Here is a 20705-nt window from a genome sequence, read left to right on the forward strand (position 1 = left end):
AAGACGCCCGCTGCGGACAAGCCCAACGGCCGAGCGAACGACACTGTCTCCCATGACGAGCACGGTAACCGTGGCACCGCTGACGATTTCCACCTGCGGAGGCTTGTTCTGGCCAGCCGCGACAGCACTCATGTCACTGTCGACCAGCGAGTTCAGCGCAGCCACAACCTTGGCTTCGGGAATGCCGATCAGCACGATCGGCTCTTTGTGGTCGACCAGTTTTATGCCGCGTATGACGCCTTTGGTATCAATGCCGACGACGATATGGATGGGTTTGCCGGAATAACCGATGGAACTGGTGAAGTCAGAATTCAAATAAGCATAACCGATCACCTCGCCCCGCTTCATCAGTGGTGCGATTGGCGGCTCGCCCTGCGGCTTGCCGATAGCATCGGCCTCTTTGAAGAGAGCGCCTGCCTCAACCTTCGGAAGGTATTTTTCCAGATCAGCAGCGGATGCTGTGGTCTGCCAGCAGAGCGCCAGAACCATCGCCGCCAACGCGACGACCCTGGCGGCTTCTAGTAAAAATGAAAATGGCTGACTGACACTTGGAAAACCCTGTTCCGGCAGTCGGAAAGCTGGAGCGACCACACGGCCCAATAATGCTATTTTCACGTCCAACCTGCATTTGCTCTGCTATTATTTGCGAGCATGTCTTTCGGTTGGAAATTATCCGATCAGACAGAGAGTTCATTGATTTGGAACAAATACAATAAGAAATCACCCAACAACACGACAAACAGAAATCCAAAGTGTTAAAGGCTCGCCGACACCAAGCCGGGCAAAGCATCCGAACGCGGCTTTCTAGAATCCTGCCACGCACCTAAGGTATCTCGCCGCGCAGATGGCTCGACAGGAAGCCCAGATTGTCCTGTCCCCAATAAACTTCATCTTCATAGATGTAGGTTGGAAATCCGAACACGCCCTTTTCGACGGCAATCTCGCGATCATTTCGCCATTTTCGCAGGACGTCCTCGTCCTGCTCCCGTGACAGGAGATAGGCCCCGTTGAAGCCTGCGGCGTCAGCCACCGCGCGGCGGACATTCGGTTGCCCTATATCCTTCGCTTCTTCCCAAAAGGCATGTTGCAGCGCCCGCGCCAGCTGCAACCAGTTCTCGCCGTCAAGATAGGCGGCGATCACCAAAAAGGAAGCAGACGTCGGGTCGCCGAGTGCCGGGCGATTTTCCACCAGCAAAGGTTTACCACGAAACTTCGCCCATCGTTTCAGATCACGCGTGCCATAGGCACGACGCGCATCGGGACGGTTTCTGGCGAATATTCCGCCATTCTCCTCGATGACAGTCGCCAGATGAGGCTTGATTTCAACCAGATGTCTTGAGGACAGCTCCTCCAGCGTATCCAGCCCGAGATATGACCACGGCGATCCGATGGAGAAGAAATATTCGATAGTTTTTGGCACCTTCGATCCTTCAGTTGCGGGGAAATAATGTCCGGCTCAGTTGAACTTCGGCAGTCCCGGCGGGTTTGTTTCGGAGCGGGGCAGCGCTTCTTCCTCCAGCTGCCAGCGCTCGAGAATTCTGGCATAGGTTCCATCCTCGATCAGACCATTGGTAGCTACCGTCAGTGCATCGGCCAGACCGCTCCCCTTGCGGGTTGTGATCGCGACATCGGAACGATCCGGCCAACCTGCGCTCAATGTTCCGACCCGCTTGATATTCTTGTCACGCGCTGCAATGAAAACGAGCTGCGCATGTGGCTGCACAATCACGTCGGCCCGTCCTGACCGGAGCGCAAGCAGGCTTGCGGCTTCATCGTCGTAATATTGCAATTCAATCGGTTTCAGACCGGCGGCAACGTTTTCCTCGCTCCATTTGACGAGAATGCGCTCCTGATTTGTCCCCGCACCTACAATGATGCGCAAACCCGCAGCATCCTTCGGTTCCTTAATAGAGGTGACCGGACTGTCCGACTTGACGAAGAACCCGTGCAGACCCTGCCGATAAGTCGAAAAGTCGAATTTTTCCTTGCGTTCCTCGGTCACGCCAACGTTTGAAATGACGGCATCATACTTGCCGGAAGCCAGCCCCAGCGGCCAGTCGATCCACTCCACCGGAACGAGCTCCAGCTGCAGGCCCAGACTTTCAGCGATCGCAGAAGCATATTCCGGATCGGCGCCGACGACCGTTCGCGCATCAGTGGCATAAGTCGCCAGAGGCGGGCCACCGGGAGCCACGGCCACGGTAAATTTACCCGGCGCAACGAATTTGAAGTCAGAGGGAATGGCTGTGGCAGCCGTCTCATTTTTCTTCGTATGAATACGACCCGGTTGCTCCGGAGAAAGGTCGAAACCGTCCCCTGCCACTGCCGTCAGAACCGGAAATGTTACCCATGCAAAGGCCGCGATCAACAGAGCTCCTGCTCTCATGTAAATTTTCTCCAATATCTCAGAAATATGCGGGTCAGTTCGCGTCCCCTCAAACCAACCCGCCCCTCGCCTTTCAACTCACGAGCCGCTCTTCGGCAGTCCCTGCGGGTTGGTTTTGGCTTCGGTGATTGCTTCCGGTCCAAGATTCCAGGTTTCCAGAACCTTCTGATATGCCCCGCTTGCGATCAAATCATTCAGGACATCGGTCAGCGGCTGGGCAAGGCCACTTCCCTTGCGCGTCGTGACGGCAATTTCAGCCGTAATCGGCCAGCCCCCGCTCACAGTGCCGACCAGCTTCGTCTTGCCGTTAATGCCTGCAGAGTAAGCTTGCGTCGCATTCACGCTGAAAACGGCGTCGGCGCGTCCGCTCTGGACGGCGAGATCCTTGACCGCATCATCATCGTAATACTGCACCTCAACGGCTTTCAGACCGGCAGCTACGTTCTGGCGGTCCCATTCCAGCAGGATTTTTTCCTGATTGGTGCCCGCATCTGTGATGACCTTGAGACCGGCAATATCTTTCGGAGACTTGATCTCGCCGATCTCGCTGTCGGATTTCACATAGAAGCCAAGCTCATCCTTGCGATAGGTGGAGAAATCGAATTTCTCCTTACGTTCTTCCGTCACCGTCACATTCGAAATCACTGCATCGAACTTGCCAGAGGAAAGCCCCAGCGGCCAGTCAGCCCATGCGACAGAAACCAATTCCAGCTGGAGGCCCAGACTATCGGCGATGATCTGCGCCAGATCGACGTCGTAACCGATGACGGTCTTGGAATCCGACGCATAGTCATGCAGTGGCAGATGTCCGCTGGTGCTGATGCCGATAGTCAGAACGCCGTCCTTGACGAACTTGAAGTCCTTGATCTCCTCGACACGCTTGGCGATCTTCTCGACGCGCAGCCGGTTCGGCTGTTCCGGGCTGAGATCGAATTTCCCCTCGCTGCGTGCGGCACCGGAACCAAGCAACCCAATAGCGATAACTCCGGCGGTCCAGTAGCTCGCTTTTCTGATAAATGTCATTTCCCGTCTCCTTGTTGTGTCGGTTCTTCCAGCACCGGTTCAAAGAACCTTGGCCAGAAATTCACGTGTGCGCGGATGCTGCGCGTCGTTGAAAATGCGGGATGGCGGACCGGCCTCTACGATCTGCCCGGCTTCCATAAAGACAACCGTGTCGGCAACTTCACGCGCAAAGCCGGTCTCGTGAGTGACGATCACAAGGGTGGTGCCAGTACGGGCAAGTTCCTTGATGACGTCGAGCACCTCACCGACCAGTTCCGGATCAAGCGCCGAAGTCGGTTCGTCGAACAGGATGACCTTCGGACGAAGCGCCAATGCCCGCGCTATCGCCACGCGCTGCTGCTGCCCTCCGGACAATTGACGCGGATAGGCTTCAACCTTGTCACGGAGGCCGACACGGGCGAGCAGATCGAGCGCCAATCGGACCGCTGCATCCCGCGCAAGACCGCGTACCTGGATCGGCGCTTCGATGATGTTTTCAAGAACCGTCATGTGCGGAAAGAGATTGAAGTTCTGGAACACCATCGCGATATCGGCACGGCGTTTGAGAATGTCCTTTTCCTTCAACTCATAGAGCGTGTCTCCGTCCTGACGATAACCGACCAGCGCGCCATCAACGGAAATGAAGCCTGCATCCACACGCTCCAGATGATTGATCGAGCGCAGCAGCGTGGACTTACCGGAGCCGGACGGGCCGAGAATTGCCGTCACACTGCCTGCCGGAAGGGACAGTTCCACATGGTTCAGCACCGTGTTCGTGCCGAAGCGCTTGGAAATATCGTGGATATGAATAGGTGCGCCCGCAGACACTGTGCCGACATCGCGGAAACCCGCGACCGGAACCGTCTTATGCACTTGTCCCGACAACTCCGAGGTCAGCGGCAAGGAGCGCTTGTAGCGATTGAAGAATGCCTGGAATGGCAGGGGAACCGGATTGCGAACCGCGCCCTTGGCGAAATATCGCTCGATATAATACTGTGCCACCGAAAGCACGGTCATGATGACCAGATACCAGACCGTCGCGACCATCAGCAGCGGAATGACTTCCAGATTGCGCCGGTAGATCACCTGAACTGTGTAGAACAGCTCCGGCAAGGCGAGCACGTAGACCATGGAAGTGCCCTTGGCGAGACCGATGATCTCGTTGAAACCCGTCGGAAGGATGGAACGCATGGCCTGTGGCAGAACAATTCGCAAGGCTTGACGGTTGCGCGGCAGGCCAAGCGCGGCAGCAGCTTCATGTTGACCCTGATCGACGGAGAGAATGCCGCCGCGTACGATTTCGGCGAAGAAGGCTGACTGGTTGAGGGTCAGGCCGAGAAAGGCAGCTGCAAACGGTGTCAGCAATTGTACCGTCGGGTAATCGAACAATACGCGATCTGTGAAAGGCACACTCAGCGTGATGTTCGCATAGAGGTAACCGAGATTGTTCAGGATAAGCAGCAATACGATCAGCGGTATGGAACGCAACAACCATATATAACCCCAGGAAAGGCCTGAAAGCAGCGGCGACCTCGATACACGGGCTAAGGCCAGCAGCGTGCCGAGAATAGAACCTGATACAGCCGCGAGTGCTGTCAGCAGCAGCGTCCGCCCGAGGCCAACGAGCACCGGTTCGGCAAAGAACCATTCAGCAAAAACGTTCCAGCCCCACTGCGGATTAGTAAAGATCGAATAGAGCACAAGCCCGATCACGAGGGCCGCGAACACACTACCCACAAAGCGTGCTGGATGCTTTGCCGGAACGATCCTGTAGCGCGAATAGTCCTGCTTGCGCTCCACGGGGCGGATTGCAATCTGCACGTTTGAGAATTCTGTCGTTACTGCCATCTGGTCATTCCTTGGCCTTCAGCTCTGTGATGATGTTCACTGGCTGGCGATATGTTGTCGGTCCGTGATGTGATGATCGTTGCCGCGCCCAAGCGGAGCGGCCAGATGGCCGATCTCCTTTTCAAAAGGCAGCGTCTTGTAAATTTCAGGATCCGCACCTGTGTCGAAAAGCGCCGTATAGCCGTTGTGGAGATAGAGACCGACGGCTTCAGGCTGGCGGAAGCCGGTCGTCAGATAGATGCGGGAATAGCCCTGTCTTGCCGCCTGTTCTTCCAGTTCCACGAGAAGCTTGCGCGCCAGCCCCTGTCGCCGCAGATCCGACCGCGTCCAGATGCGCTTGAACTCCGCAGTACGCGCATCAAAAGCCTTAAAGGCACCGCCGCCGATGGTTTCACCGTCCCGGATCAACAGCACAAAATTACCGCTGGGTGGCGCAAACGCCTCGGGCGGATAGCGGTTCATTTCTGCCGCCGCACCTTCCGCGTTGAAATATGTGCCGTAACGACTGTCATATTCATACAGAAGCTCATCGATGAGCGGCTTCGCACGTGGATCAAGAGAACTGGTGTACAGAAAGATATCGCTCATCATCATCACCATCTGTTTTCGTTGAGAAAGGCTTCGGCAAGCTGCACCCAATAGAGGGCAGCTGGCGCGATGATCTGATCGTTGAAGTTGTATTCGGCGCTGTGCAGTGGCGCGCTATCGCCGTTACCGACGAAGAGATAGCTGCCGGGCTTTGCCTGCAGCATGAAAGCAAAATCCTCGCTGGCAGTGCGTGGCGCAAATGCGCTGTCTAGGGCACCATCGCCGAAGGCGTCGACTGCAACCTTGCGGGCGAATGCGGTTTCCTCAACCGGATTGATGACAGAAGGAAAGCCCAACCTATAGTCGACTTCCGCAACGGCACCAAAACTTTCAGCCTGAGCGCGAGCAAGCGCCGGGATGCGTATCTGCAATCCGCGCCGCACCTCTTCGCTGTAGGAACGGATCGTCAGTTGCAGTTCCACCGAACCAGGAATGACGTTCGAAGCTTCACCGCCATGAATGGAACCGACCGTGACAACCGCCATTTCACGTGGATCGACATTGCGCGAAACGATGCTCTGCAAGGCGGTAATGAGAGACGCAGCGGCGACGATAGGGTCGACGGCATTGTGCGGTTCAGCCCCGTGACCACCCTTGCCGACGATCCTGATGACAGCCTTGTCTACAGATGCCATAGCCGGTCCCGCGACAAAGCCGAAACGTCCTGCAGTGACACCCGGCCAGTTGTGCAATCCGAACACCGCATCGGCGGGAAACTGCTCGAAAAGCCCTTCGCTTATCATCTTGCGTGCTCCGGCACCGATTTCTTCTGCCGGTTGGAAAACAAGATCGAGCGTACCGCTGAAATTCCCCGCCTCGGCCAGATATCGCGCAGCCGTAAGCAGGATCGTCGTGTGCCCGTCATGACCGCAAGCGTGCATCACACCTTTGTTTCGGCTGGCATAGGGAAGTCCCGTTGCCTCTTCTATCGGTAGAGCGTCCATATCTGCCCGGATCGCGAGACGGCGCTGACCTTCCCCCCGCACCAAGGTTGCAACCACGCCGGTTCCCGCAACTCCCGTCGTAACGTCATAGCCCCAGGAGGCGAGTTTTGAAGCAATGAGGCGGCTCGTGCGATGCTCGTTGAAGGCAAGCTCCGGATGCTGATGAATGTCATGGCGAAGCGCTATGAATTCATCGAGATGCGCGGCAATGCCTTCTCTCGCGGCATCAAGCCTGTTGCGGGATCGGGAGGTAACATCCATGAAACCGGCTCCTCAGGCCCGTGCGGCCTTGTTTACCGGTTGATCTACCGCCGACGAATAACGGCTTTCGCGAAACGGCAGCCCCAGATGATCGCGCAGCGTTTCACCGCTCAGTTCCGGGTTGAAATAGCCACGCTCTTCCAGAATCGGCAGTACATATTGGATGAAATCATCGAGACCTTCCGCAATGACGGGAAAGCCGAGAATGAAACCATCGGCGGCTTCGCTTTCCACCCAATCGATGAGTTCATTGGCAATGGCCTCCGCCGTTCCAATAAAGGCAGTGCGTGGTGTCGCGACGTCGAGTGCGATCTCGCGTAATGTGGCGCCGGTTTCCCTTGCCGTTTTCTTGATGCGGTCTGTCGTGGCGCGGAAACTGTTCTTGCCGATTTCGCCGAGTTCAGGGAAAGGCTCGTCGAGCGGATAGATGCTGAAATCGTGATGATCGAAGAAGCGACCGAGATAAAGCAGCGCCTCTTCGACCGACACCAGATTACGGATCGCCTGATACTTCGCGTCGGCTTCCTCCTGCGTCCGCCCGACAATCGGGCCAATACCCGGGAAAATTCCTACATCGGAAGAACTGCGCCCCTGCGCAACGGCACTTTGTTTGACCTGTCTGTAGAAAGATCGCACGTCCTCAATCTTGGCACCGTTCGTGAACACTGCATCGGCATGTTTACCGGCAAGCCGGATGCCCGAATCCGACGATCCGGCCTGAAACACCACTGGCTGCCCCTGTCTGGAACGGCTGATATTTAGCGGTCCTTCGACATTGAAAAAGCGCCCTTTGTGATTAATGCGACGTAGCTTGTTTTTATCGACATAGACGCCGTTTTCGCGATCGCGGACGAAGGCATTGTCATCCCAGGAATCCCAGAGTCCTTTGATGACGTCGAGATATTCGTCCGCGATTTCATAGCGTAGTTCGTGTTCCGGATGCGGGCGCCCGTAATTACGGCCTGACCCTTCGAGTGGGGAGGTGACAGCATTCCATCCGGCGCGTCCGCCAGAAATAAGATCCAGCGAAGCGAACTGGCGCGCGATGGTGAAGGGGTCGCTGTAGGACGTCGATACCGTACCTACCAAACCAATTTTTGAGGTGGAAGCAGCGAGTGCCGAAAGGATCGAGATCGGTTCGAAGCGATTGAGGAAATGCGGTATCGACTGTTCATTGACGTAAAGTCCGTCAGCAACAAAGGCAAAGGCGATCCCCGCCGCCTCTGCCTTACGCGCGGCATTGACGAAGAACTCGAAATTGGTGCTTGCATCGACGGGTCCACTTGGATGCTTCCATGCGTTCATATGGCCGCCAGCCCCCTGCAGCATGACGCCAAACGTGATTTGTTTTCGTTCACTCATGTCTTTTCTCCAAGGAAGAGTTCGACGCCATGCGTCCATCTTGCAGTTTCCGGTCGTGCTGCATTCGCACCGAGCAGCTAGACGTTTTCCATGGGGAGCAGCGTAAGCACCCCTTGGCCTGCCGATAAGAAAAGTAATTCTATAATTTTTATATACTTTAAAATTGCAATGCAGCTTAAAACGGCACAATACAGAATATGCCATAGAGTCAATTAGATAGCGTGGTTATGACGTCATTCATTCTTGTCAGTGACAAGCTCAAAAGAAAAATCTGACTGAAAAGAGGTGGATTTTGAGACGTCTGTTCCTTGAGGAAGAATGTTTGGTGGCCCACCATTCAAACATGGATACGAGCTATACCTATATCATCATCGCCCTGCTCCCGTTTCTGCTTTGGAGCGCGATTATCTTCGTATTGTCGGAAGCCGACATCCAAGCCGATTGCCGGGACTCCGAGGATATGAATGACGATCGCCCGACCGACGATCAGATGGCCGATATCGTGACCATTCCCTACGGTCTAATTTTCCCGCTTTATTATCATACACCGACCGCATCGCGCGAAATCGGTTAAAACAGCCACTATACTGCGACACTCGGCCAGCCACCGTAAGCTATTAATTCTCTCGATTTCATGCAAAAGCATTCCGGCGAAACATCGGCGGAGTGGTTATGCTTACGAAGAAGGGCAAATACGGTCTGAAGGCTCTGGCTCATCTCGCCGCACTTGAACCGGGAGAAAGTGCGTTCGTCGCCGATATTGCCACCCAGAACAATATCTCCAAGAAATTTCTCGACGCAATCCTGCTGGAATTGCGCAATGACGGCATTCTACGGTCGAAGAAAGGTCCCGGTGGCGGTTATAGCCTTTCCAAGCCTGCGTCGGAAATTACCATTGGTCAGGTCGTCCGTGTTCTCGACGGACCACTGGCACCAATCCGTTGCGCCAGCCGCACAGCGTACGAGCCGTGCAACGACTGCGTGGATCATCGCGCCTGTCAAGTACGTCGATCCATGCTGCTGGTGCGCGAAGCAATAGCAGGCGTTCTCGATAGGATGACGCTGGAACAGTTTACCCGCAACGGTGGGTTGGAAGACGACCGCTCTGCGCCCGCTTGGGCGCAGTTAAGCGCCTGATATAGCGTCCAGAAGGCGATAGCCGCCATTGTGATACAGAAGCGGTTCACCGGAACCCGTAACGATTTTCAGAACGCGACCGATCACGATTGCATGTGTATGGCGTTCGATCACGTCTTCCACGGCGCAATCAACGGAAGCCAATGCGCCAGCAAGTGCCAGCGCACCGCTTTCTAGTGCATACCATTCAGCATCCGCGTAACGTTCAACACCCTTGATGCCACCCTTGCCAGCAAAACGATCGGCAATGGACTGATGGCCGGAGGACAGCACATTCACGCAGAAATGGTTATGGCGACTAATCGCCGACCAGACCGATGAACCACGATTGATATTTACGATAATCGTTGGCGGCTCAACCGAAAGCGCTGTGGCTGACGTCACAGTCGCCCCGGTGCGCCCTTCATCGAAACCCGCCGTGACAACACTCACGCCACCTGCAAGCTGTCTCATGGCTGCTTTAAGTTCGCCAGGAGAAACCTCGATATCTTCAGGCTCTTCAACATATTGCGGAATATTCTCGCGGAGATATGTTACCGTTGATCCCATCTCTGTTTATTGCTCCAGATTTATCAATCTGCCATACGGTAGCAGCGCTCGGCAAATTGGCCGAGAATGCCATTTCTATAATCGACTGATTTTGTAGAAAATTAGAACCCGCCTCTAAAACGGAAGTAGATGTGCGGCGGTGTCACTATGTGCCACTGATTAATGCTCGCAGCAGTTACGCTGAAAGACCCAAATTACTTACAATGTTGGTTCATTAGAATCATCTCGAAACATACTCAGAAACAGATCTTGAGATTTGTTTCATGACTTTATTCCAATCGTAAGTGAATTGATCGGAGGGCTAACCTGCCCGAACGACACTGAGTTCCGGTTTCCTTGTGCCAGATGCGGGAAGCAGCCGCCCAAAGTCCGTGAGGATTTGTGCATAATCCTCTGCGTGAAATTCATAGGGCAGCTCCAGGCGGAATTCAGACACAAGCGGCAGAACCGGGTCGACTGCCAGCTTTTCGAGAATTTCTTCCGTCGTCCCGACAATATCAGGCAAGAACAGCGTGCGGCGTGGACCATGAGAAAGCCCCGTCCGCTTATCACGTTCAGCCGCAAATTCCGCATAACGACGACGCGCGTCCGGGCTGGCGCCATCTGTTGGCAATATCACACGCCCAAGTGCGACGCGCGGCGCACGTTCATGCGCCCATTCCTGACGGAAACGTTCAATCAATGCTTTCTGCGCAGTCAGAAAACTGTCGGTGTTTTCACCGCTGACAATATTTCCAGTCAAAAGATTAAAGCCGGCTTGTCCCGCCCATTTGGCAGAATTTTGCGAACCCCCGCCATACCACAGGCGTTCGGTCAGCCCTTCCGCAAACGGTCTCAAACGCGGGATTTGGGCACCAGCGGCATTGCCTGCCTCCGTCTTGCCGGACAGTGGCTCTGAACGTAGGGCACGCGCCAGTTTTTCAGCCCGTGAGTGACTGTAATCTGCAATTGGAACGGCATCGACAAAGTCCGCGATCAGATGAGCGAAGGGCGGTTCGCCGACTGAAACACCAACATTCAGCCTGCCATTCGAAAGCAGATCGACCGTCGCCAGATCCTCAGCCAGACGAAACGGATTTTCATAGCCAAGCTGAATAACCGCGGTGCCAAGACCGATCCGTTTTGTCCGCTGCGAAGCTGCTGCGAGAAAGGTGGCGGCGGATGAAATACCGCGCTCCAGATGGCGCTGCCGCACCCATGCACTGTCGTATCCCAGCCGCTCTCCATGCTCGAAAAGCTGCAATGTATCCTCTAAACCCTGCGCGGGATCATTTTCGCGATGACTGCCAGGAATGAGGAAGGCAAAATGTCCAATGTGTGAAAGGGGCATGGTTTGTTTCCCTGCTCATGCAGCGGATTCGCGATAGCTTTGAAGCCGCGCCAGAATGTTTGCTTCCTGCGCCGCCTTGCGCTCCTGTACACGCTGAGTTGCTTCTTCGAAGGAGGCAGATGCTGGATAAAGTGGCGAGGAGATCTGCTGGCCCAATTTGGTGCCAATGTGCTTTTCAAAGGGCAGTGAGCGATATTGCAGAACATCGACGGATGTATCGAAAAGCGGACGATAGCCGAGTGCGATGTAGAGCGCAGTTGCTTCTGGTTGGCGGAAGCCCGTAGACAGATAAGCGCGCGTATAGCCCAGATTGCCCGCACTTTCTTCGAGCGCCAGCACAATGCGGCGCGCCAGCCCCTGCCTGCGCAAATGCGACGCGGTCCAGATACGTTTGAGCTCCACGGTTTCATCGTCGTGGCTCATATAGGCGCCACCGGCAATGGTTTCCCCATCGCGTTGAAGCAACAGGAATCCGCCAAGCGGCGGCGCAAATGCGTCCGTGGGGTAACGCAGAATTTCTGCGCGCACGCCACCGGATCGGTCCAGATCGGCATAACGAAGATCATATTCGTGAGCCAGGCCATCGATAAGGGGCTGCGCTGCCGGATTCAAAAGAGAGGACTGGACAATAATATCAACCATGGAAAGCCTCCGCTGAACAAATGCTGCCCGACTTTGTTGAGTGGGAGCAAAAAGCCGCCATCGAACAGTATCTTCCTTTAACGGTGCCTCTTTGCTTGCACGTTTGCACGGCATGAACGTTTAATGAGCGTGCAAATATTGGAAGATCGTTGCTCGATTAATATTCTACAAAAAACATAGATTACTCCTCATCAAATTGTTGATGAGGATGAAATGCCCTACGCGCTCAGTTTTCTCGATAAAAGTCCCATTCATGACGGCGAAGCAGCTCAAACGGCACTGGCCCGCACGATAAAGCTTGCGCAGAAAGCAGAAACCGCAGGTTTTCATCGCTTCTGGGTGGCTGAACATCACAACTCACCAGAGCTCGCCAGTTCATCACCGGAAGTGTTGATCAGCTTTTTGCTGGCACATACCAAACATATCCGAATTGGTTCAGGCGGCGTTATGCTGCAGCATTACAGCACCTACAAGGTCGCAGAAAATTTCAATCTCCTGTCTTCACTTGCGCCCGGACGTGTCGATCTGGGTGTGGGAAAAGCCCCCGGAGGGCTACCGCTTTCAACGCGTGCCTTGCAGGGCGCCTATGCCCCTGATCGGAAACCATCCTTCAATGAGCAACTGATTGAGTTAGATAAATTTCTCGACCAAAGCCCGGAAAATACCGCCGACCGGAACGGCCTTGCCGCTTATCCGGTTCCGCCACAAAAACCTGAACGTTTCCTGCTGGGTGCGAGCGTCGAAAGTGCTGAGCTTGCCGCACGTCTCAACTGGGACTTCGTCTATGCCGGTCATATTCAAGGTGACCCGACAGCCATAAAGGAAGCCGTTGACGCCTATCAGGCAATCACAAACCGTCCTGCCATTTTAGCTGTCGGCGTAATCGCTGCGGAAAGCGATGCCGAGGCAGAGAGGCTTGCTGTTGATATTCGGCGCTTCCGTGTTGCAGCCGAAGGTTTGCAGCCGGTCAACGTCGGCAGCCACGAACAAGCGCTCGAATATGTAAGGCAGGCAGGCGCCACGCAATACACGATTGAAGAGCGCACGCCACGTGTGATCCGTGGCACGGCCATCCACGTTCACATTGAGCTTCAACGCCTGCACCGTGAGTTTGGCATCGCTGAGTTTATCATCGACTGCCCGGTTTCCGAAGGAAGCCATCGGCTCAAAACGATCGAACTTCTCGCCGAAGCGCGCCCGGCCATAGCGGCATAACTCTGCCACTTTCCCGACACCGGATGGTGGTTACGCATCGGTTGACGCTATGGGAGAATAGCCGTGAGTTCACCAAAATCTGCTTATTTGCTCATTCATTATCGGGCATGCCGTTCTGCTTGAGTTCGGCAAACTTGATAGCCATCGTTGGGTTACCGCGCGTGAGCCGCTTTACCGTCAGGTCCTCTGCCTTGTCGTTTGCAAGCCGCAAGTTGTTGGCCGACTTGTGAAGCGCTTCCTTCGTTTTCTCCAGATCCTTGATGGCCTCGTCGATGCGTTTGACTGCTTCCTCAAAGCCATCTGAAGCCAGACGCCAGTTGCGCCCGAATGCGGCTTTAAAGTCATCAAGCTGGGATTCGAAGTTTGTTATGTCGACATTTTGCGCCTTCACCAGTGCCAGCTCATTCTTGTAGTGGAGCGAGTTCATCGCCGCATTGCGCAGCAGCGTGATGATCGGGATGAAAAACTGCGGTCGGACGACGTACATTTTCGGATAGCGGTGGGATACGTCAATGATCCCGGTGTTGTAGAGCTCATTCTCAGGCTCAAGCAACGAGACCAGAACAGCGTATTCACAGCCTTTCGCGCTCCGGTCCTTGTCTAATTCTTTGAAAAAATCTTCGTTCTTCTTCTTGGTAGCCGTCTCGTCATTTTCGTTCTTCATCTCGAACATGATCGAGACGATTTCAGAACCTGCATCGTCCATGTCGCGGAAGATGAAGTCGCCCTTGCTACCGTTGCGCGCGTCGTTATCCTTCTCAAAATACGCACGGGGGAAAGCCGTCGCACGAATGCGGTCAAACTCGATTGAGCAGTGCTGTTCCAGCGTCTCGCCGATCATTTTTGTCGATAGTTTCGCTTTCATATCCCTCAGACGCTCGATTGCGTCGTTGCGATCCTTCAGCTGCGTTTCGTACTTGTCCCTGAGTGCAGTTTCGGCAAGCTGCTTTTCGAGCGTGATCCGAGCAAGCCCATTCTTCAGTTCGTCACGCTCTTTCTCAACCGTATTGACGGCTTCGGTGACCGCGAGCTTCTGAGAAAGCTCCCCTGCATCGAGCCTGGCCTTCAGGCTCTGGATCTCCGCGTCTTTAGTGGTGGCTGCTTTCTGTAGTTCGGCAATAAGCTTCGCCTCGGCCAGTTTTGATGCAGCCTCCTGCTCCCGTCTTGCTTTCTCAAGCTCATGCAAAAGAGTATCGCGTTGTTTTTCGACCGCACTCAGCGCCTCAGCAACTGCGAGTTTCTGCGCGACTTCACCGGATTCAAGTCTTGCCCTCAGTTCCTGGATTTCAGAATCCTTGGCTGCGGCAGTCTTCTGCAATTCATTGGCAACTTTAGCCTGTGCAAGCTCAACAGCGTTACGCTTGTCCTGATCAGCCAACTCCAAGCGCTCATGCAGCTGCTTCTCGAAATCACTGTCACGCACCTGCTTCAGGATATCGGCATAGCCCGTCTCATCGATCTTGAATGCCTTGTTGCAATGCGGGCAGATGATTTCATGCATGATTATTTCCATTAGCCTTGGCCAGACGCTCTTGGAGAAACTCCGAGAGCTGCTATTGATCCGTCATCTTGTGAACGATCACTGTCTACGCGGTCAAGGTCATTTACGGTTGCTTAACCAGGCCTGCGGTCTAGCGAACCGAAGAACCCGGCTGAAACAACATGAAGCAGTGCTCGCCGACTGACAGCACAGATGACCGATTGATGGTCAAACGGCTGTACCAACGAATGGATAGCGCATCCGGCTTGCTTGTAATTTCAGCTATCGGCTTTAAACCAATAAATACGTCGTGGCCTGCGGGTCGAAGCCAACAATACGCTTACCTTCGTCGAAGGCAGTCAGCAGCTGTTCGCGAAGCGACAACCTTGCGTTCATTGCCGCCGCCGGATCAACTGCAAGCAGGTGATCGATATCGCCCGGTATTTTCACGCGTCGAGCATCTGCGGGAAACTCAAGTTTCTGGCCTCGAGATCGAGCCTCTACACGCAGATCGTCCAATTGCCAGTCAGCCACGATCCGGTCCGAAGGCAACCCAGAATTGATGCCGACCATAGGGCCGTAATAGTCGATATGATAAGTGGACGATGTGGCCCCGAGGCTCGCAATGTTCAGACTGGCATTGACCGCCCGGATCGGATCATAGGTCCAGCGCACATGCGTAATGCCTCTCGCAAGGCACCAATCGCGCTGGAACCACTTCATCCGCGCGCCAAGTTTCAAGCCTCTTGCTTCCGGGAGAACCGCCAGACGGTGAGAATGCTGAACACCCGGCGTTGCACTTGGGAAACCAAAGATGAAGCCTATCATCTTCCCGCCATCGAACGCTCCGGCGACAAGGCCGCCTTCGTGTTGGATGGCGAGCAATAGGTCTGAGGCATCGACAGGATCGTCGTCTCCCCACACCAGCCGCTGAACAGTCTCCGAATCCTTCATCTCGTCGAGAGAGGCGAGCTCACGGACCAATATTTCGCTCATACGACGAAATCCTCGCGATGGCTGGTGACCGTATCGAGAAATGCATGATCCAAGGTCACACCGATACCCGGGCCGTTCTTGGGAACGGCCATTCGTCCATTTTCGGCTTCCAGCGGCTCGTTGACAATATCGCGCGGGAAGTAGCGGCTGGCGGACGATGTGTCCCCCGGCTTGGTGAAATTTGGCAGTGTGGACAGGTGAATATTGTGCGCCCGACCAATGCCTGCTTCAAGCATCCCACCGCACCATACAGGCACATCAAAGGCTGCGCAGACATCGTGAATTGCGCGTGATGCACTATGTCCACCGACGCGACCCACTTTGATATTAATGACACGGCAAGCTCTTGCGACAAGCGCCTTGCGCGCATCCACCGAAGACCGGATGCTCTCATCCAGGCAGATGGCAGTCAGCAGCTTTTCCTGCACATGGACATGATCGGTAATGTCATCGAAAGCCAGCGGCTGTTCGATATAATCGAGTGCAAAAGCATCCATCGCTTTCAGAAGCGGCAAGTCGGAAAGCCGGTAGTCTGTATTGGCATCAACCGTCAGCTTGGCTTCCGGGAAACGCTCGCGCACCGCCTGAATCATTGCGAGATCATGACCGCGCTTGATCTTCAGCTTAACGCGCTTGTAACCGGCATCGAGCGAGGCCGCGACCCGGTCAATCGTCGTTGGAATATCGGCAATGCCAAGGCTGACACCCACATCGATAGCATCGCGAACGCCACCAAGCGCAACGCTCAATGGCAGGTTCAGTGCTTTCGCCCACAGGTCCCACACGGCCATTTCGACCATGGCCTTGCTCATTCTGTGCCCGCGCCACGGATCAAGAATTGCGGAAAGATCCGCCGGACCGGCGAAGCGTTTCCCAACGATTTGTGGCAGCAGGACGTCGCGCAGGAAAGAGAGCGAACCGGAGATGGTCTCCTCCAGATAATCCGGCAACGGATCCATCACGCCTTCAGCATAACCTTCCAGGCCTTCAGCCCGCAGGGTGAGGATCGGAATGATCTTTTCGGTCATTGTTCCGGTGGAAATCACGAAAGGCACGAGCAGCGGCAAACGTATGACCCGTATTTCAGCCGCCTCGATTTTTAACCCGGCGAAGATTGGCGCTGCGTGCATCGGACACTCCATCCGTGAGTACAAATGATCAATCTGGTCCAGGAGTTCCATGGTGACGAAACGTCATCCTAATTGTTCCCCTCGACCGAATTAAATTCCCTGTTCGCTGTCAAAAGTCCAATAGTTTCGTCAGCACTCTTACTGATGCTGATCCGACAGTGTGTCCAGGGGGAAAACCGGACGCCGCAGGCGAGCGTAGATCCGTTTCGACAGGTCCGGTGAGCTCAGACCACCAGCATCGGTAACAATGATCTGTGTTGCAATCGGGCCGAACGCCCCTTTGAAATGCTGCATTGATTTGACCGCCAGAACGGATTTTTCCTTCGGCTCGATGCCGACGATACGGAAAATGTTCTGATCAAGCATCTGCATGCGTTCCGACACGATCATAATATCGATCCCCTCCACACGCAGGCACACAGCTTTTCCGGTCGTTCCAGGCAAACCTGTAAACATCGGCCCCTCAAAGACGAAGGTACCGTCGCTGACCGACATGACACGGCCTGTCACAGTCAAAGGACCGCCACCAACAGATGGATCGGATTTGCCGCCAATCGTCACCGTAACAGTCTCGCCTATCGCCTTGGCTGCAATCTCTGCCACCGCTTCAGGATCGAGAAGAGCGCCTGCGGCGGCATTGGTCACACCCGCCTGAAGCATAGCCGCAATGAGCGCTGTGCAATCGCTATAGGCCCCCGAACCGGGATTGTCGGAGAAATCAGCGACGACAATCGTACCTTCAGCACCCCGGGCCTCCTTCAATTGCCGAATACATCCATCGAGAGGCATCGGCTGCGACCACTGATCCTTATAGGCCCAGATTTCATCGCACATCTTGTCCGCGACATCGCAAGCGGTTTGTCGGCTAACGCATTTACGATCGAAGGTCACGATCACACTCGGCCCGGCCGCCCAGACATCAGCATCGGTAAACCCGGCATTGACCGCCACATTCAGGATTCCCGGTTGTTGCATCTCACGGCCTGCACTTTCGAGCAGGCGGCACATCGGACCGTTATCTGTCGTGCGACCATCATCACAACCGAGAAGCATTGGTGGGCGCCCAATGGCCAGCGCAGGTTCGATTTCCCCTTTCATCGCTTGATCCAGCAACGAACAGGCCTCAACTCCGACCTCACTCATATCGATATGAGGATAAGTCCGGAATGAAACGGCGATCTGCGCCAGATCAGCCAGCTCATCAAAAATATTCGCGTGAAGGTCTAGGGTGATGGCGATCGGAACATCGTATCCGACCACGGACCGGATCTCCCGCAGGAACTGGCTGTCGCCATCCTGATCGGTCTCCGTCACCATGGCACCATGCAGGGCAACAAATATGCCGTCAAAAGGTCCGGCTTCCTTCAGCCGCCGCAAGCACTCGCCGGTGATTTCCTGACGCGCAGTTTCAAGCACCGGTCCGTTCGGTTCCGCATGGGCTGCGGTGATGTAAACAGGCGCCCAGCCCTTTTCATCCGCGACCTTTATCGCGCCACCGACCTCAGAGCCTGTACCTCGGAAATTGGCTGGAATCTCATCGCCCTTGAAATAATGCGACGCCCGAAAATCGCTGATGCTCGTGCGATTTTGCGTGAAGGTATTACTTTCATTGATGAGTTCGATGATCGCAACACGATAGGACACGGATCGACCTTTCTTTTGTCGGCGAAGACCACTCTGTGTTGGTCGAAACGAAATGGCTGAGGCCTGACTATGCCACACGCAGTGAGCACCTGATCTGATGTGGTGTCTCAAATCAGGCACTCTGTATGTGAGGGTGGAGCGAACTACTTCGCGAAGATTTCGCTCGCGAATTTCGGCTTTTCCCTGATGTCAAAATCAAAGTACTTGGCACTGATCTTGTCGTAGCTACCGTCCTGGATGATCTCCGCAAGCGCCTTGTTGACGCGCATGCGCAGTTCTTCGTCATCCTTGCGGAAGGCCATTCCGGCACCCAGAGTTCCATCTAGAAGGAACTCGTTGCCGACAAATTCGCAGCAATCCGCACCCTTCTTAATCCAGTCGCTGAGCGCGAATTTGGATTCCAGCAAGAGGTCAATGCGGCCGTTCTCGATATCCAGGAAGGCTTCTTCCAGTGTCGGATAGAGCTTCACCTCATTATCCGGGAAAAAGCGCTGCAAAGCATCGACGGCGATGGAGCCCGTCTGGGTGCCTATGACCTTGCCCTTGGCACTTTCAGGTGTCACATCCTTCAGGCCAAGCTCCTTCAAAGCAACAAACCGCATGGTGTTGTAGTAATACGGATCGGAGAAGCTGACCTGCTGCATACGCGATTCAGTAATAGCCATCGAAGAAGCCATGATGTCGAACTTCTTTGACTGAAGCGCCGGAATAATCCCGCTCCACTCGTTGGCGCTCCATACGCAATCAGCTTTCAGTTTTTCACAGATCGCATTGCCGACGTCGATATCAAAGCCTTTGAGCTGCCCGCTCGGGTCCAGATAATTGAAGGGCGCATAGGCACCTTCGGCTCCCATGCGGATTTCCTCAGCATGGGCTGGAAGGGCACCGCATACAGCGACAAGAGCGGCAATAATTCCCATTTTAGCTTGCTTAAGCACGTTTCGTTCTCCTGTTATATGCCCTTACCGGGTTCGTCGCCTGCGCGCGCCGTCATCCATGATCAGGAACAGCAGAGCTCAAACACCCAGGGGCGTTTTTTTGTTTATTGACGATTATGCTTGTGCCGAGGGTCGATCAATGCAAAAGATCTATTCAATGGTATTAGAAAAATTCATAGTGTTATGACGTCAAGGGCGAAGCGGCGAAAACTCCCAAGCTTGAGAGCCTTAAGGGCTTTTGAAGCCGTTTCGCATTGTCAAAGCTTCACTGCCGCCGCAGAAGAGCTTGCAGTCAGTCAGGGTGCTGTGAGCCATCAAGTCAAGCTTCTGGAACAGGCTTTGGGTTGTCAGTTGCTTATTCGCGGCTCGCGCGGTGTATCCGTTACCGCAGAAGGTGCGCTGCTGCTGGAGGTTTGTGCTCGGGCATTTGATGAAATCGGCGCGGTTACGACGCTGATCGGACAGGACAACAAGACCCAAATTCTCCGGGTTCGCGCCGGTCCTTTTTTCGCAATGGAAGTGATCGCAAGCAGGATTGCTGGCTTCTTGAAGCAAAATCCAGGCATCCAGCTTCACCTGAATAATCTCGATATAGATTCCATCGCTCAGGATAGAGAAGACGCACAGATAAAGTATTGTCTGCATCCGCCTGCAGGCATGTACAACATCGAACTTCTAAAAGAAAAACTGGTGCCTGTCTGCAGCCCCTCACTTCTGGCCAATGTGACAAATCCAGAAGATCTTCTCGTGAACCCTGACATTCCTCGCTTGCATTATCGGGACGTAAACGACTGGAAAAGATGGATATCCCACCACGGATTTGATGATCTAACCGCCAATTCAAACCTCTTTTTTGACGACCAACACACATTGTTGGCGGCTGCTCGTTCCGGACAGGGCATTGGTTTTTCTCATCGGCCTCTGGTCGAAAACGACGTGCAGCGCGGAAGCCTCTGCATCGTGTCCGAGCGATATTTCAAGCCCAAGGAATCCTACAAATTTATATGCAGCCACGAAAACATTGCCTCCAACCCGGCGTTGCAGCTCTTCCGCGACTGGCTTGTCAAAGAGGTTTCGACCATCAGTTAGGTTCAGACAGCTATCCCAGATGGAGGAGGTAGCGGATTCACGCTTGTCCAGCGGCAGTCGTTTACGATCTGCTGACGCAGATATGCATCCCGAACCGCTGCTCGTTTGCAATTGCAAGGCTGCCGCCACTATGCGTGGCGGCCGTTTGGTCATGCTCAGAGGTT

Annotated in this window: 20 protein-coding genes; 4 read left to right on the forward strand and 16 right to left on the reverse strand. The window is 54.6% G+C overall.

What is annotated here, in order from left to right:
- From CES86_RS21610 to CES86_RS21645, 8 genes are all read right to left on the reverse strand, one after another.
- A partial coding sequence (locus tag CES86_RS21610) for an FMN-binding protein (protein ID WP_143851105.1) occupies positions 1 to 489 on the reverse strand: 489 nt, incomplete at its 3' end.
- Between the two features lie 334 nt (positions 490 to 823).
- A complete protein-coding gene (locus CES86_RS21615; RefSeq protein WP_094515414.1) occupies positions 824 to 1420 on the reverse strand; it encodes a 2-hydroxychromene-2-carboxylate isomerase in 597 nt (198 codons plus the stop codon).
- 36 nt (positions 1421 to 1456) lie between these two features.
- Entirely contained in the window at positions 1457 to 2386 is a 930-nt protein-coding gene (locus CES86_RS21620) for an ABC transporter substrate-binding protein (protein WP_094515415.1), read from the reverse strand.
- Between the two features lie 78 nt (positions 2387 to 2464).
- The gene (locus tag CES86_RS21625) at positions 2465 to 3409 is read right to left on the reverse strand and encodes an ABC transporter substrate-binding protein (RefSeq protein ID WP_094515416.1); all 945 of its coding nucleotides are present in this window, start codon (positions 3407 to 3409) and stop codon (positions 2465 to 2467) included.
- A gap of 39 nt (positions 3410 to 3448) precedes the next feature.
- Positions 3449 to 5236: an amino acid ABC transporter permease/ATP-binding protein gene (locus CES86_RS28230; RefSeq protein WP_094515417.1), complete on the reverse strand. Its 1788-nt coding sequence runs from the start codon at positions 5234 to 5236 to the stop codon at positions 3449 to 3451.
- Positions 5237 to 5272: 36 nt separating this feature from the next.
- Positions 5273 to 5824, reverse strand: coding sequence for a GNAT family N-acetyltransferase (locus tag CES86_RS21635; protein WP_094515488.1), 552 nt, complete (start codon positions 5822 to 5824; stop codon positions 5273 to 5275).
- 5 nt (positions 5825 to 5829) lie between these two features.
- Complete coding sequence (locus tag CES86_RS21640) at positions 5830 to 7029, reverse strand: M20 aminoacylase family protein (protein WP_094515418.1); 1200 nt, start codon at positions 7027 to 7029, stop codon at positions 5830 to 5832.
- Between the two features lie 12 nt (positions 7030 to 7041).
- Positions 7042 to 8391 carry an LLM class flavin-dependent oxidoreductase gene (locus CES86_RS21645; protein ID WP_094515419.1) on the reverse strand — a complete coding sequence of 450 codons (1350 nt, stop codon included), beginning with the start codon at positions 8389 to 8391 and terminating at the stop codon, positions 7042 to 7044.
- 325 nt (positions 8392 to 8716) lie between these two features.
- Here CES86_RS21645 and CES86_RS21650 point away from each other — a divergent pair, with 325 nt between their 5' ends.
- Complete coding sequence (locus tag CES86_RS21650; protein WP_010660641.1) at positions 8717 to 8965, forward strand: hypothetical protein; 249 nt, start codon at positions 8717 to 8719, stop codon at positions 8963 to 8965.
- Between the two features lie 98 nt (positions 8966 to 9063).
- Positions 9064 to 9528, forward strand: a complete 465-nt coding sequence (locus CES86_RS21655; protein ID WP_012093639.1) for an RrF2 family transcriptional regulator — start codon at positions 9064 to 9066, stop codon at positions 9526 to 9528.
- Here CES86_RS21655 and CES86_RS21660 read toward each other — a convergent pair.
- The 3 genes from CES86_RS21660 to CES86_RS21670 form a co-directional block, all read right to left on the reverse strand.
- Positions 9517 to 10077, reverse strand: a complete 561-nt coding sequence (locus CES86_RS21660; RefSeq protein WP_094515420.1) for a flavin reductase family protein — start codon at positions 10075 to 10077, stop codon at positions 9517 to 9519. The genes CES86_RS21655 and CES86_RS21660 overlap by 12 nt on opposite strands.
- 301 nt (positions 10078 to 10378) lie before the next feature.
- Complete coding sequence (locus CES86_RS21665) at positions 10379 to 11407, reverse strand: LLM class flavin-dependent oxidoreductase (protein WP_012093641.1); 1029 nt, start codon at positions 11405 to 11407, stop codon at positions 10379 to 10381.
- A gap of 15 nt (positions 11408 to 11422) precedes the next feature.
- On the reverse strand, positions 11423 to 12049 hold the full coding sequence (locus tag CES86_RS21670; RefSeq protein WP_094515421.1) for a GNAT family N-acetyltransferase: 627 nt from the start codon (positions 12047 to 12049) through the stop codon (positions 11423 to 11425).
- A 213-nt stretch (positions 12050 to 12262) separates the two neighbouring features.
- On the opposite strand from CES86_RS21670, the gene CES86_RS21675 reads away from it, so the two are divergent.
- On the forward strand, positions 12263 to 13264 hold the full coding sequence (locus tag CES86_RS21675; protein ID WP_094515422.1) for an LLM class flavin-dependent oxidoreductase: 1002 nt from the start codon (positions 12263 to 12265) through the stop codon (positions 13262 to 13264).
- 91 nt (positions 13265 to 13355) lie between these two features.
- On the opposite strand, the gene CES86_RS21680 is transcribed toward CES86_RS21675, so the two are convergent.
- The 5 genes from CES86_RS21680 to CES86_RS21700 all read right to left on the reverse strand — a co-directional run bounded on the left by CES86_RS21680 (position 13356) and on the right by CES86_RS21700 (position 19452).
- A complete protein-coding gene (locus tag CES86_RS21680) occupies positions 13356 to 14765 on the reverse strand; it encodes a DUF2130 domain-containing protein (protein ID WP_094515423.1) in 1410 nt (469 codons plus the stop codon).
- Positions 14766 to 15035: 270 nt separating this feature from the next.
- Entirely contained in the window at positions 15036 to 15740 is a 705-nt protein-coding gene (locus CES86_RS21685; protein WP_012093645.1) for a GNAT family N-acetyltransferase, read from the reverse strand.
- Complete coding sequence (menC, locus tag CES86_RS21690) at positions 15737 to 16870, reverse strand: o-succinylbenzoate synthase (protein ID WP_094515424.1); 1134 nt, start codon at positions 16868 to 16870, stop codon at positions 15737 to 15739. The genes CES86_RS21685 and menC overlap by 4 nt, the downstream gene beginning before the upstream one ends.
- A 138-nt stretch (positions 16871 to 17008) precedes the next feature.
- The gene (locus tag CES86_RS21695) at positions 17009 to 18514 is read right to left on the reverse strand and encodes a M81 family metallopeptidase (protein ID WP_094515425.1); all 1506 of its coding nucleotides are present in this window, start codon (positions 18512 to 18514) and stop codon (positions 17009 to 17011) included.
- 143 nt (positions 18515 to 18657) lie between these two features.
- On the reverse strand, positions 18658 to 19452 hold the full coding sequence (locus tag CES86_RS21700; RefSeq protein WP_012093648.1) for an ABC transporter substrate-binding protein: 795 nt from the start codon (positions 19450 to 19452) through the stop codon (positions 18658 to 18660).
- 219 nt (positions 19453 to 19671) lie between these two features.
- Between CES86_RS21700 and CES86_RS21705 the strand changes: the two genes are divergently transcribed.
- Positions 19672 to 20541, forward strand: coding sequence for a LysR family transcriptional regulator (locus CES86_RS21705; protein ID WP_235819990.1), 870 nt, complete (start codon positions 19672 to 19674; stop codon positions 20539 to 20541).
- Positions 20542 to 20705: the final 164 nt, after the last annotated feature.

It is taken from the genome of Brucella lupini, assembly GCF_002252535.1.
GTDB lineage: Bacteria > Pseudomonadota > Alphaproteobacteria > Rhizobiales > Rhizobiaceae > Brucella > Brucella anthropi.

Bases quoted from the DNA above. Each gene is read 5' to 3' on its own strand.
- CES86_RS21675 (WP_094515422.1), top strand. From the start codon at position 12,263: ATGCCCTACGCGCTCAGTTTTCTCGATAAAAGTCCCATTCATGACGGC.
- CES86_RS28230 (WP_094515417.1), bottom strand. From the start codon at position 5,236: ATGGCAGTAACGACAGAATTCTCAAACGTGCAGATTGCAATCCGCCCC.
- CES86_RS21640 (WP_094515418.1), bottom strand. From the start codon at position 7,029: ATGGATGTTACCTCCCGATCCCGCAACAGGCTTGATGCCGCGAGAGAA.
- CES86_RS21670 (WP_094515421.1), bottom strand. From the start codon at position 12,049: ATGGTTGATATTATTGTCCAGTCCTCTCTTTTGAATCCGGCAGCGCAG.
- CES86_RS21625 (WP_094515416.1), bottom strand. From the start codon at position 3,409: ATGACATTTATCAGAAAAGCGAGCTACTGGACCGCCGGAGTTATCGCT.
- CES86_RS21685 (WP_012093645.1), bottom strand. From the start codon at position 15,740: ATGAGCGAAATATTGGTCCGTGAGCTCGCCTCTCTCGACGAGATGAAG.
- CES86_RS21635 (WP_094515488.1), bottom strand. From the start codon at position 5,824: ATGAGCGATATCTTTCTGTACACCAGTTCTCTTGATCCACGTGCGAAG.
- CES86_RS21655 (WP_012093639.1), top strand. From the start codon at position 9,064: ATGCTTACGAAGAAGGGCAAATACGGTCTGAAGGCTCTGGCTCATCTC.
- CES86_RS21660 (WP_094515420.1), bottom strand. From the start codon at position 10,077: ATGGGATCAACGGTAACATATCTCCGCGAGAATATTCCGCAATATGTT.
- CES86_RS21620 (WP_094515415.1), bottom strand. From the start codon at position 2,386: ATGAGAGCAGGAGCTCTGTTGATCGCGGCCTTTGCATGGGTAACATTT.
- CES86_RS21680 (WP_094515423.1), bottom strand. From the start codon at position 14,765: ATGCATGAAATCATCTGCCCGCATTGCAACAAGGCATTCAAGATCGAT.
- menC (WP_094515424.1), bottom strand. From the start codon at position 16,870: ATGCACGCAGCGCCAATCTTCGCCGGGTTAAAAATCGAGGCGGCTGAA.
- CES86_RS21665 (WP_012093641.1), bottom strand. From the start codon at position 11,407: ATGCCCCTTTCACACATTGGACATTTTGCCTTCCTCATTCCTGGCAGT.
- CES86_RS21645 (WP_094515419.1), bottom strand. From the start codon at position 8,391: ATGAGTGAACGAAAACAAATCACGTTTGGCGTCATGCTGCAGGGGGCT.